Here is an 11,324-nt window from a genome sequence, read left to right as displayed (position 1 = left end):
GCTTTAACCGGAACGGCCAGTGGCCAACACTAGGAGGCAGGAGAACAGAATGAGACCGCGTAAGTTGTTGTTCGTCCTGCCCAACCTGTTCACCGTCACGTCCATCCTCTGTGGCTTCTATGCGATGACGCTGTGCGCGGGTGACGCGGGTCCGACGCAGCTCTACCAGGCCGCCCTCGCCATCCTCTTCGCCATGTTCTTCGACGGGTTCGACGGCCGGGTGGCCCGCCTGACGAAGACCCAGAGCGACTTTGGGATGCAGCTCGACAGCTTGGCGGACGTGGTTTCGTTCGGCGCCGCGCCTGGCCTCCTGGTCTACAAGTGGGCGCTGGAGCCCCTCGGCTTCCTCGGCCTGTTCCTCTCCTTCTGCTTCGCCGCCTGCGGTGCGCTGCGGCTCGCGCGCTTCAATGTGCTCGCCATGCGCAGCCCCCATGGTGGTGGCGGGAGCTTCTTCGTCGGCCTGCCCATTCCCCTGGCCGCGGGCGTGCTCGTGTCGATGATCATCGCCCACCATGTCGCCACGGGGGGTGAGGTGCTTGATCCGTCGTCCCGAGGCCCCGTGGCGGTGGCGTCGACGGCGCTCGCGCTGCTGATGGTGTCCACCGTCCGCTATCGGACCTTCAAGGACCTGCGCCTGTCTCCCCGTTCGGCGTTCGTCCTCATGCTGGTGCTCGCCAGTGGTGTCATCATCGGCACCCGCTTCCACCCGGCCTACGTGCTGGTGGCCTACTCGTTCGCCTACCTCGCCTTCGGCCTCATTGAGTCCGCCTTCGGAGTGCGCAAGCGCCTCGTGGCTCGGAAGCTGGGGCGCGGAGCCGCCGCCGCCGTTGTCCTCGAGGAGATCGACGAGGAGCCAGAGGACGAGCAGAAGGTGGCGTAGGACCGCGACCTGGCACGTGCCGGGGGCGGTGTGTGCGGCTAGGATGCGCCGCCCATGCGAGTCGAGCTGCTGTGCACCGGTGACGAGCTCGTCACCGGGCTGACCACCGACACCAACAGCCCCTACCTGGAGGCGCGGCTCTTCGAGCTGGGCCTCAAGGTGCAGCGGGTGGTGCTGGTGGGGGACGTTCGGGAGGACATCACCCTCGCCCTGAGGGAGGCCGCCGCTCGGTCGGACGTGGTCATCGTCTCGGGAGGGCTGGGTCCCACCGCGGATGACTTCACCGCCGAGTGTGCCGCGGCAGCCGCGGGCGTACCGCTCGTCGAGGACGTCGGGACGCTCCAGTTCCTGCGCGAGCGTGCCGTGAAGCGGGGCCGGGAGCTGACGCCCAATGTGGCCCGCATGGCGCTCGTGCCCGAGGGCTCGGAGGTGGTGCCCAACCCCGTGGGCGCTGCGCCTCTGTTCATCCTCCGGTTGGGCGGCTGCCGGCTCTTCTTCTTGCCAGGCGTACCCCGTGAGTACCGGGCACTGGTGGACGGCGAGGTGCTGCCGCGCGTCCGGGCGGAGCTGGAGAAGCGGCCGGGGCGTACGTACCGCGCCTTCCGCCTGCTGCGCACGGTGGGTATCCCCGAGTCCGTGCTCGATGCACGCGTGGCCCCGTTGGCGGCGGCGCACTCCCGGGTGGTGTTCGGCTTCCGCACGCATGCGCCGGAGAATCAGCTCAAGCTGATGGCGGAGGCTCCCTCTCAGTCCGAGGCGGATGCTGCCCTGGCCGCTGCCGAGGCCGCGGCTCGCCATGAGCTCGGCCGGGCGGTGTACGGCGCGGATGCGGACACCTACCCCGTCGTGTTGGGGCGGCTGCTGACGGAGGCCCGAGCCACATTGGCGCTCGCCGAGAGCTGCACCGGGGGTCTCATCGCCGCGCAGCTCACCGGCGTGTCCGGCGCGAGCAACTTCCTGCTGGGCGGCGCGGTCGTCTACACCGAGCAGATGAAGACGGCATGGGCGGGAGTGCCCGCCGATTTGCTGGAGCGCCATGGCGCGGTGTCTCGCCCGGTGGCGGTGGCCATGGCCGAGGGGATTCGCGCGGCCTGCAAGACGACCTACGGCCTGTCGGTGACGGGCTTCGCGGGCCCGACAGGGGGCACGCCGGAGGATCCCGTGGGCACCGTCTACTGTGCGCTTGCCGGGGAGGGGATGTCCACCCGCTGCGAGCGATTCTCCATTCCAGGCGATCGGGACCTCGTGCGTCTCTTCGCCGCCTCGAACGCGCTCGAGCTGTTGCGTGAGCGCCTGCTGACCGTTTCCGCCCCATGAGCCGCTCCAAGTCCAAGCGTCCCAAGTCGTCCGCCGCGCAGACGCCCGAGTCCGCGCCGTCCGCTCCCGAGTCCGTCGCCGAGCCTCGGACGGCCACTCCCGCGCCCGAGAGTCCCACGGGGCCGGGAGCTCCGGAGCAGCCCCGAGTGCCCACCGTGTCCACGGAGGTACGGGGCGGGGTGATGGGGGCAGCGCTGCGGATGTGGCTGGCGGCGTACCGGGTGGAGGTGGTGCTCTTCCTGGTGAGCTTCGCGGTGCTGGCCAGCTTCAGCTCGCAGCGCTTCTTGCGGCAGAGCGAGGCCCCGCACTTCGTGTACCAGGCGAAGGCATGGCTGGAGGGTCGGCTGGACCTGGACCCCGAGGTGCTGCCGAACCTTGAGGACTGGGCGTGCGTGCGCGAGGTGGAGGGGAAGAAGGTGCGGTGTGAGGGGCGGCTTCGGCCGGGGGACCGCTGGTACGTGAGCTTCCCGTCGTTCCCGGCGGTGGTGATGCTGCCCTTCGTGGCGCTGCACGGCTACCAGTTCAACGACACCTCGTTCGGGGTCATCGTGGGGGCGCTGGCGGTGGCGCTCTTCTATTCGCTGCTGCGCTTCCTCGCGAAGGAGGGGGACACCGCGCGCGACCGCACGGAGAACGTGGGCCTCGCGCTGGTGCTGGCCTTCGGCACGCTCTTCTTCTACGCCTCCATCCGCGGCGAGGTGTGGTTCAGCGCGGAAGTCATGGGCGTGGCCTTCACGTGCCTCTACGTGCGCGACGCGGTGCGAGCGCACCGGCCGGTGCTCGCGGGCCTCTTCTTCTCCATGGCGACGCTCACCCGCACGCCGCTGTTGTTCACCGGGCTCTTCTTCGTGCTGGAGGCGCTGTGCCCCGGTCCGGACCGGCTCGAGCAGCTCAAGGCGCTGGGCGCTCATTGGAAGCCCGCGCTGCGCAAGCTGGGCCTGTTCGCGCTCGGGGCGGCGCCGCTCGCGCTGTTGGCGGCGGCCTACAACGTCTACCGCTTCGGCAGCCCGGGCGAGTTCGGCCACGCGTTCCTCTACAACAACCGCGTCAACGTGGACATCGACCGTTGGGGTCTCTTCGACCTGGTCTACCTGCCTCGCAACCTGCAGGCGGCCTTCCTCCTGCTGCCCAAGGTGTCGTTGAGCCCGCTGCGGCTGGGGTACAACCCGCATGGCCTGTCGCTGCTGCTGACGCTGCCGCTGCTCGTCTTCCTGGTGGCGCCGAAGCTGAGGCCGCGCCTGCACTGGCCGCTGTGGCTCACCGTGGCGGTGACCGCGCTGCCCGGGCTCTTCTACCAGAACGATGGCTACATGCAGTTCGGCTTCCGGTTCAGCATCGACTACACGCCCTACCTCCTGCTCCTCTTCGCCATCGGTGGCTGGTCCCTGCGCAACCGGGCCGTATTGGCCACGGTGGTCTTCGGGGTGTTGGTGAACTTCTGGGGCGCGGTGGCCTTCCGCGGCTACACCGAGCTTGTCCGGAACTGGTAGAGCCGGGCGCGTTGGCTTGACCGGCCGCCTTCGGGCGAGCAGATAACGAGACGTGACCCAACCGCCTCCAGGACCTCCCTCGGGACCGCCTCCTCCCGGCAAGCGCTGGCACACCCGCGAGGACAGCGGCATCCGGCTCGATGCTCGGCTGCGCTGGTGGCACGACGACGAGCCCATCGAGCACCCGCGCATCATCGAGCTCTTCAACTCCTCGCTCATCCTCGACGAGCAGGGGCGCTACCAGCTCCAGATTGGCAAGGACTGGTGCTACGTCCAGGTGGAGGATGCCGCCTACGAGGTTCGCACCGTGGATGTCACCCCCGACGAGCGGGTGTCCGTGCGCCTGAGCGACCGCACTGCCGAGGCGCTCGACCCGACTACCCTCGCCGTGGACTCCGAGGGAGTCCTCACCTGTCGGGTGAAGGGCGGCAGGGCCGGGGCACGCTTCTCTCGAGACGCCCAGTACCAGCTTGGCGAGCTGATGGAGCAGGACGAGGGTGGCCAGCTGTATCTACGTGCCGGCCAGCGCCGTCTCGTGGTGCCTGTGTCGCTCGAGGCCTCTGACGCCTAGGCCATCGCCGCGGGCGCCTCCATTTCGGCGCTCGGGTTCGGCGCAGGAACGGGGAGGGTCATCCCCACGAGCTCACGGGCGAGCCCCTCCAGGGCCTCCGGGTGCTCGCGCAACCACTCCGAGGCCCGCTCACGGCCCTGGCCGATGCGCTCTCCGCGCAGGCTGAAGTGGCTGCCGGCCTTGTCCACCAACCCCGAGTGCACCGCCAGGTCCAGCACCTCGCCCGCGCGGTGGATGCCCACGCCGTACAGCAGGTCGAACTCCGCCTCCTGGAAGGGCGGGGCCACCTTGTTCTTCACCACCTTCACCTTCGCCCGCGTGCCCACCACGTTCTCCCCGTCCTTGAGGTTGCTCGTGCGGCGGATCTCCATGCGCACCGAGGAGTAGAACTTCAGCGCGTTGCCGCCCGTGGTCGTCTCCGGGTTGCCGAACACCACGCCGATCTTCATGCGGATCTGATTGATGAAGATGATGCAGCACCCCGACCGGCTCACCGCCCCCGTCAGCTTGCGCAGCGCCTGGCTCATCAGCCGCGCCTGCACGCCCATGTGCGCGTCTCCCATCTCGCCTTCGATCTCCGCGCGCGGCACGAGCGCCGCCACCGAGTCCACCACGATGAGGTCCACCGCTCCCGAGCGCACGAGCTGCTCGGTGATCTCCAGCGCCTGCTCACCGGTGTCCGGCTGGGAGATGAGCAGCTCCTCCACGCGCACGCCCAGCTTGCGTGCGTAGTTGACGTCCAGCGCGTGCTCCGCGTCGATGAAGGCCGCCACGCCTCCCTGGGCCTGCACCTGCGCGATGGCGTGCAGCGTGAGCGTCGTCTTGCCCGAGGACTCGTTGCCGAACAGCTCCACCACGCGCCCGCGCGGGTAGCCGCCCACGCCGAGCGCCCGGTCCAACCCCACCGAGCCCGTGGGGATGACCGCCACCCGCTGCTCGCGCACCTCGCCGCCCAGGGGCATCACCGCGCCCTTGCCGAACTGCTTCTCGATCGCCGCCACCGCCGCCGCCACCGCCTTCAGCTTCTCCGTCAGCTTGTTCATCGTCGCACCTCGCCGCCCTTCATGAGTGGGCCGCGCCTCGGAGCCGGAATGACCCCGGCGCGCCGCGAGGAGCATGAGCAACGGCCGTGCCGCGTCCGGCTCACTCGGAGCGCGTGGCGCGGAGGCGTCTCATGGAGCGCGAGGTGTCCCGCACGGTGGAGCAGTGAGCGAGAGCGAGCTCCTGGGCCAGCGCATGCCGACCTCCGGTCGCACTTCTCTCCGACTTGTCCAACAGTCGGACAAGTCGCGGAAGACTGAGCCCGGAGGGGCGCCTGCTTCAGCTGTTTGCCGCGGGGGATGTGTCCTGGGGTTCTCCGCCCGCGCCGCCGATGTCCCGATGGAGCTGGATGATGACGTCGCGCACCTCGAGCATGAGGGCCTCGCGCTCGGCCCCTTTGATCCCCGCGGTGCTGATGGGTGGGCCCACCTTCACCCGGATGGGACTGCGACGCAGTCGGATGCTGCCGGGGGGAAGCATGCCGTTCGTGCCCTCGACGGCCATCGGGATGATGGGCACACCGGCCTCCACGGCCAGGACGAAGGAGCCCTTCTTGAAGGGGAGGATGCGTCCGTCCTTCGAGCGCGTGCCCTCGGGGAAGGCGAGGATGTTGGAGCCGGCGCGGATGCGCTCACCGGCCTCTTTGAGGCTGCGCATGGCCTCGCGGCGGTTGGAGCGGTTGAGGAAGATCATCCCCGTGCCCGCCATGTACCAGCCGAGGAAGGGAATCCACTTGAGCACGTGCTTGGCGATGAAGCGGATGTTCACGGGAATCACCGCGAACGCCACGGGGATGTCGAAGGCGGACTGGTGATTCATCAAGAAGATGTGGGGCTTGCTCCAGTCGACGTCGGGCAGCGGTTCCACGAGCAGTGGCGAGCCGGTGATGCGCCAGTGCATGGGGGCCCAGAAGCGCCGCGCCATCATCAGCGGCACCTCTCCATTGAGGGTGACAATGGCCGCCAGCCCGGAAAGGGTAATCCAGAACACCAGCCACAGGATGAGGAAGACGGCCTGGAAGAGTGCGATGAAAGGAGACAGGAGCTTCATCAACCGGCCTTCTAGCTCGCTCCATCGCCGCCGGGTACGGTGGAGACGCGCGGACGTCGATTCCGTTGAATTTCCACTCGCTGGGAGGAAGTTCCAGAGCATGGCGACCCAAGGCGACAAGTACCCCCACGTGGTCATTCTCGGCGGTGGTTTTGGCGGCCTGTACGCGGCGCGTTCGCTGCGCAACGCTCCGGTGCGCGTCACCGTGGTGGACCGGCAGAACCACCATCTCTTCCAGCCCCTGTTGTACCAGGTGGCTACGGCCACGCTCAGCCCGGGGGAGATCGCCTCGCCTATCCGCGGCCTGTTGAGCAGAGAGGCGACCGTCCTGCTCGCCGAGGCGACGGGCGTGGACGTGGCCAACAAGCGTGTCCTGCTCGCCGATGGCGAGCTGTCCTACGATTACCTGATCATCGCCACGGGAGCGACGCACTCCTACTTCGGTCACGACGAGTGGGCGAAGTACGCCCTGGGGTTGAAGACGATCGACGACGCGTTGGAAATCCGTCGGCGGGTGCTACTGGCCTTCGAGATGGCCGAGCGCGAGCCCGACCCAGTGCGGCGCCGCGAGCTCCTCACCTTCGTCATCATCGGAGCGGGGCCCACGGGGGTGGAGATGGCGGGGGCGCTGGCGGAGATCTCCCGCCACACGCTGGCGAAGGACTTCCACAACATCGATCCGTCCCAGGCCCGCATCCTGTTGTTGGAGGGGGTGCCGCGCGTGCTGCCTGTCTATCCGGAGCCTCTCTCGGAGAAGGCGCGGCGGGCCCTGGAGAAGCTCGGGGTGGAAGTGCGAACCCACACGCGAGTCACCCATATCGACGAGACGGGCGTGTACATCGGCGAGGAGCACATCGCGTCGAGGTGCATCATCTGGGCGGCGGGGGTCGCCGCTTCACCGGTGGCGGGCTCGTTGGGGGCGGAGCTGGACCGAGCGGGCCGCGTCAAGGTGTCGCCCGAGCTCACGATTCCTGGCCGCCAGGATGTCTTTGTCATCGGGGACCTGGCGCACTTCGTTCAGGACGGCAACCCCATTCCGGGTGTGGCGCCTGCGGCCATTCAGCAGGGCAAGCACGCTGCGCGCAACATCCGCCGCCACCTGGAGGGGAAGGGAATGGAGCCCTTCCGCTACTGGGACCGAGGCACCTACGCGGTCATCGGACGAGGCAAAGCGGTGGGGGTGGCCTTCCAGCGTTTCCAGTCCTCGGGGTTCAGCGCATGGATGGCATGGCTTGGCATCCACATCCTTTTCCTCATCGGATTCCGCAGCAAGCTGGCCGTGCTCCTGGACTGGGCGTACTCGTTCATTGCCTTCAAGCGCTCGGCCCGTCTCATTACGGGTCCGTTGCCCGAGTTGGTGAGGCCCGAGAAGAGGGCAGGGGAGGGCACGCTCAAGGATCGTCCGGGTGCTGGGAGTTCCGCGCGGGGGGTAGCAGCTGGCTGAAGGCGTCCTGGCGGCCGGGTGGACCTCCGTGGGTGTTGGCGTTCAGCCATCCCCGACGGTCGAGCTGCCGGCAGCCGATGGCCAGATTCATATCCACTTCCTCGATGCGGTCATGCCCTTCCAGGTCCGCCCGGGACAGGGCCAGTTTGAGGATGCGGTCATGGGCGCGTGCGGACAAGCCGAACTGGAGCACGGCCTTCTCGAGTTTCTCCGCGGCCCGTGGTGAGGGCTTGCAGTAGCGGTGCAGCAGCCGTACCGGCATCTGGGCGTTGCAATGCACGCCCGGCTCGTCGCGGAAGCGGAACCGTTGGCGCTCGCGCGCGGCCTCCACGCGCTCTCGGTAGTACGCGTTCGTTGGCTCCTCCGTGCCATTCCGGGCGATGTGGTGGTACTCCACCGGGCGTGTCTGCAGGGTGATGTCAATGCGGTCCAGCAGGGGGCCGCTCACCCGGGAGTGGTAGTCGTGGATGCGGTACTCCTTGCAGGTGCAGCGCTGCCCGGGGACGTTGAAGTAGCCACACGGGCAGGGATTCATCGCTGCCACCAGCATCACCCGGCAGGGGTAGGTGACATGGTGGGTGGCGCGCGCCAGGTGGATGGACCCTTCCTCCAGCGGTTGTCGCAGCACCTCCAGCACGTTCTTGCGGAACTCGGGCAACTCATCGAGGAAGAGCACCCCGTGGTGTGCGAGGGAGAGCTCGCCAGGCCTCGTGTTCGGGCCACCGCCCACGAGCCCTGCGTCGGAGATGGTGTGGTGGGGAGCGCGGAAGGGGCGCTCGCGCATCAGCGCCTGTTCGTCTCCCAGCAAGCCGAGCACGGAGTAAATCTTTGTCACCTCCAGGGCCTCATCGAACCCCATGGTGGGGAGGATGCCGGGCAGGCGTCGGGCCAGCATCGTCTTGCCCGAGCCAGGAGGGCCGCACAGCAACACGTTGTGACCTCCAGCGGCAGCGAGCTCCAACGCCGTCTTTAAGTCCGCCTGTCCCCGGACGTCGGACATGTCCAGGGGGGTCTGGCGCACACGTGCGCGGGCAGGGGAGACGTTCTCGCGGGTGAAGGGGAGCAGGGGTTTTTCCCCAGTGAGGTGGTCCACGGCCTCGCGCAGGTGGCTGACGGCCAGCACGTGGATGCCCTCCACCAATGCTGCCTCGGCCGCGTTCGCCGCGGGCACCATCACGCCCTCGTAGCCGCCGTCACGCGCCGCCACCGCCAGAGGCAGCACGCCCTTGATAGGCTTCACCCACCCATCCAGCGACAGCTCTCCGCCGAAGAGGTAGTGCGACAGGGGCTCCTCCTCCATCAGCTTCGCTGCCGCCAGCACCCCCAGCGCGATGGGTAGCTCGAAGGCTGCGCCCTCTTTGCGGATGTCCGCCGGGGCCAGGTTCACGGTGATGCGCTTGGAGGGCAGCTCGAAGCCGCAGTTCTTGAGCGCGGAGACGACGCGCACCTTGGACTCACGCACCGCTCCCTCAGGGAGCCCCACGACGTTGAAGTAGGGGAGCCCTAGGGCCATGTCCACCTCGCACTCCACCACCACCGCGTCGATTCCCATCAACGCGCCCGACCGTACCCGCGCCAACATGTCTTGCCCTCCGAAGGGTTCTCGCCTCGCGGGAGCAATGCGCGTACCGAGCCGGCTCTGAGGAGCAACCTTTCCCTTCTGTCCCTGAGCGCGGATGGCGCGTCCCATGGGTCGAGCACCTGCGTCCGGGAGTTATGCTCGTACCGCAGGGCAGGAAGCGGACAGCCAACGCGGAATTCGGTTAATCTCATGAGCCATGGAACACACCGGCTCAGCCCCTCATACGGAGAGTTCTCACCCTTCTGTCCACGTCCGCCGCGCGGATTTGAAGCGCAACGCGCGGTTGAAGCTGACGTTCGCCATCTTCCGCTTCTGCCTCTACGGGATGGTGGGCCTGTCGTCGGAGATCTTCTTCTACAACCTGGTCCGCATCGCCCGGCATGTCCCGGTGCTTGAGATGCTCTTCCGCTTTCAGTGGCGGGTGGATGACCGGCTGGGTCTCAACGACATCTGGGACACGCCTGTTGTCACGGCCTATGGCCAGTGCTCGCTGTGGATGTTCCTCATCTACGGCGTGGCCTGCTTCTTCTTCATCGAGGCCATCTACCGCCGCACCTTCCGTCAGCACACCCTGCTGCGCGCGGTGCTCTACGGCCACGCCATCCTCTTCTTCGAGGGCATCAGTGGGCTGTTCCTGGAGAAGCTGACGGGCTACCGCATCTGGTACTACGCGGACAGCGGCGCCATCCTCTGGGAGATGACGTCGCTCTACATCCTGCCCATCTGGATGGTGACGGGGTTGATCGCCGAGTTCATCTACAGAGAGCTGATGGATCCGGATCTGGTGGCGGCCCTGGAGTCGCCCTTGCCGGCCACGCCCGAGGAGACGGAGGCCTCGCTCCAGCTGATGCAGTAGGTGCAACCGTGGCCGTCGTAGCCGGTCATGTCGATGCGGATGTTCTCCGCGCCGGCCGTCCGCAGGCCCGCGTGGAGGATGCCGGCCGTGAACGAGGGCAGGGAGCCGACCTCGTTCATCCACAGCTCGAACTGGCGCGGGCTCAGCTCCTTGAGACGTGACTCGGTGTAGTTGTTGCCCGCCCGGAAGTTCTGAGTGGCCCGCATGAGGGCCCGCCGAGGCCCGAGCACTCGCAGCAGCGAGAGCACGGCGCGTCCCAGCATCGTCTCGCGGAAGCCGTCAATGCAGGCCTCGCCCAGCTTGAAGGCGCCCTGTTCCAGGGGCTCGCCGGGGTAGAGCTCCTCGGCCGTGATGCGCAGGAACGTCATCCACGCATCAAAGGCATAGGCAGGGCGGAGCTTCTGATCGAGGTCCAACCCCGCCTGACGCAGTCGCGCTTTGCACGCTGGCGGGAGGCGCCCGTGCAGAGCGCGCACGTAGACCGCTTCGAGGGTCTGCTCAAAAACCAGGAGCTCGTCGGGCATGGGAATTTTCCACTCTAACCGACGAGCCCCTGGATGTGAATCGCACTGCGACTACGGGGCCGGGGCGGGCGCCGGAGCGGCTCCCGGATCCCCCGCCGGAGCAGCTCCCGGCTCTCCTTCCGGAGCGGCGGCACCCGCCGGGATGTCCTCGGTGGCCATGCCCAGCACGAAGGCGCCAGCCTGCTTGGCGCCGTCGAAGGCGGCCACGAGCTTGCCGTAGTTCGCCTTGTCGTCCGCCACGAAGAAGACGATACGGTCCTCCTTCGACTTGGCGGCCAGCATGCGCTTGAGCTTGTTGACGTAGTCGCCCGGAGTCACCGGCTCCGTGTTGATGGAGTAGGTGCCGTCGGCGTCCAGCTTGACGATCAGCTGGCTGTTGTCCTGGGGCATCTGCTCCACGGGCACGTCTTCCGTCTCCGGAATGCGCACCTCGATGTCCTTCTCGAGGAGCGGGGTGACGACCATGAAGATGATGAGGAGCACCAGCACCACGTCCACCAGCGGCGTGACGTTGATCTCCGAGTTCGGGGGGGTCGACGGCTTGACGAACTTGCGGGAGGTAGCCATGG

11 protein-coding genes are annotated in these 11,324 nt (G+C 67.8%); 6 read left to right on the top strand and 5 right to left on the bottom strand.

Translation table 11 applies throughout. The annotated features are described in order from the left end of the window. The first annotated feature begins 49 nt into the window (after positions 1-49). The 4 genes from pssA to F0U60_RS41800 are packed head-to-tail and all read left to right on the top strand — an operon-like array spanning position 50 to position 4,258. Positions 50-880, top strand: coding sequence for a CDP-diacylglycerol--serine O-phosphatidyltransferase (gene pssA, locus F0U60_RS41815; RefSeq protein ID WP_395808410.1), 831 nt, complete (start codon positions 50-52; stop codon positions 878-880). A gap of 54 nt (positions 881-934) precedes the next feature. Then, positions 935-2,197: a CinA family nicotinamide mononucleotide deamidase-related protein gene (locus F0U60_RS41810; protein WP_395808408.1), complete on the top strand. Its 1,263-nt coding sequence runs from the start codon at positions 935-937 to the stop codon at positions 2,195-2,197. After that, positions 2,194-3,687: a hypothetical protein gene (locus tag F0U60_RS41805; RefSeq protein WP_395808406.1), complete on the top strand. Its 1,494-nt coding sequence runs from the start codon at positions 2,194-2,196 to the stop codon at positions 3,685-3,687. Before F0U60_RS41810 ends, F0U60_RS41805 begins: the two co-directional genes overlap by 4 nt. 52 nt (positions 3,688-3,739) lie before the next feature. Next, complete coding sequence (locus F0U60_RS41800; protein ID WP_395808404.1) at positions 3,740-4,258, top strand: DUF1285 domain-containing protein; 519 nt, start codon at positions 3,740-3,742, stop codon at positions 4,256-4,258. Here the strand turns inward: F0U60_RS41800 and recA are convergent. Continuing rightward, complete coding sequence (recA, locus tag F0U60_RS41795) at positions 4,255-5,301, bottom strand: recombinase RecA (protein WP_395808402.1); 1,047 nt, start codon at positions 5,299-5,301, stop codon at positions 4,255-4,257. The genes F0U60_RS41800 and recA overlap by 4 nt on opposite strands. Positions 5,302-5,578: 277 nt before the next feature. Further along, a complete protein-coding gene (locus F0U60_RS41790; protein WP_395808400.1) occupies positions 5,579-6,349 on the bottom strand; it encodes a lysophospholipid acyltransferase family protein in 771 nt (256 codons plus the stop codon). Between the two features lie 100 nt (positions 6,350-6,449). On the opposite strand from F0U60_RS41790, the gene F0U60_RS41785 reads away from it, so the two are divergent. Further along, entirely contained in the window at positions 6,450-7,793 is a 1,344-nt protein-coding gene (locus F0U60_RS41785; protein ID WP_395808398.1) for an NAD(P)/FAD-dependent oxidoreductase, read from the top strand. On the opposite strand, the gene F0U60_RS41780 is transcribed toward F0U60_RS41785, so the two are convergent. Then, the gene (locus F0U60_RS41780; RefSeq protein ID WP_395808396.1) at positions 7,741-9,375 is read right to left on the bottom strand and encodes a YifB family Mg chelatase-like AAA ATPase; all 1,635 of its coding nucleotides are present in this window, start codon (positions 9,373-9,375) and stop codon (positions 7,741-7,743) included. The genes F0U60_RS41785 and F0U60_RS41780 overlap by 53 nt on opposite strands. A 283-nt stretch (positions 9,376-9,658) precedes the next feature. On the opposite strand from F0U60_RS41780, the gene F0U60_RS41775 reads away from it, so the two are divergent. Further along, complete coding sequence (locus F0U60_RS41775; RefSeq protein ID WP_395808394.1) at positions 9,659-10,231, top strand: hypothetical protein; 573 nt, start codon at positions 9,659-9,661, stop codon at positions 10,229-10,231. Here F0U60_RS41775 and F0U60_RS41770 read toward each other — a convergent pair. Both F0U60_RS41770 and F0U60_RS41765 read right to left on the bottom strand, forming a co-directional pair. Next, entirely contained in the window at positions 10,132-10,755 is a 624-nt protein-coding gene (locus F0U60_RS41770) for a DUF2378 family protein (protein ID WP_395808392.1), read from the bottom strand. The genes F0U60_RS41775 and F0U60_RS41770 overlap by 100 nt on opposite strands. Positions 10,756-10,806: 51 nt before the next feature. After that, entirely contained in the window at positions 10,807-11,322 is a 516-nt protein-coding gene (locus tag F0U60_RS41765; RefSeq protein ID WP_395808390.1) for an ExbD/TolR family protein, read from the bottom strand. Positions 11,323-11,324 lie beyond the last annotated feature (2 nt).

Origin of the sequence: Archangium minus, assembly GCF_044360475.1 — a bacterium.
Lineage (GTDB): Bacteria > Myxococcota > Myxococcia > Myxococcales > Myxococcaceae > Archangium > Archangium minus.
This window is presented reverse-complemented; position numbering and strand designations above follow the sequence as displayed.